The 475-nt window shown below is 56.4% G+C and carries 1 rRNA gene (cut by a window edge); it reads right to left on the bottom strand.

The annotated features are described in order from the left end of the window. Window positions 1-475, bottom strand: a 23S ribosomal RNA gene (locus tag CA951_RS42155); its annotated part runs 246 nt beyond the window's last position; the annotation flags it as partial.

The raw sequence follows: 475 nt of genomic DNA, 5'->3' as shown, positions 1-475 counted from the left end.
TAGTACACGCTTAGGGACCTTAGCTGGCGATCTGGGCTGTTTCCCTCTCGACTACGAACCTTATCGCCCGCAGTCTCACTGCCGCGCTCTCACTCACCGGCATTCGGAGTTTGGCTGATTTCGGTAAGCTTGTGGGCCCCCTAGACCATCCAGTAGCTCTACCTCCGGTGAGAAACACGCGACGCTGCACCTAAATGCATTTCGGGGAGAACCAGCTATCACGGAGTTTGATTGGCCTTTCACCCCTACCCACAGCTCATCCCCTCAGTTTTCAACCTAAGTGGGTTCGGTCCTCCACGACGTCTTACCGTCGCTTCAACCTGGCCATGGGTAGATCACTCCGCTTCGGGTCTAGAACATGCCACTGCAACGCCCTATTCGGACTCGCTTTCGCTACGGCTACCCCACACGGGTTAACCTCGCGACATGCCACTAACTCGCAGGCTCATTCTTCAAAAGGCACGCCATCACCCCC

Origin of the sequence: Rhodococcus sp. NCIMB 12038 (assembly GCF_002165735.1) — a bacterium.
Lineage (GTDB): Bacteria > Actinomycetota > Actinomycetes > Mycobacteriales > Mycobacteriaceae > Rhodococcus_F.
The sequence above is the reverse complement of the archived record's forward strand: the minus strand, read 5'-3'. Positions and strand labels throughout refer to the sequence as shown.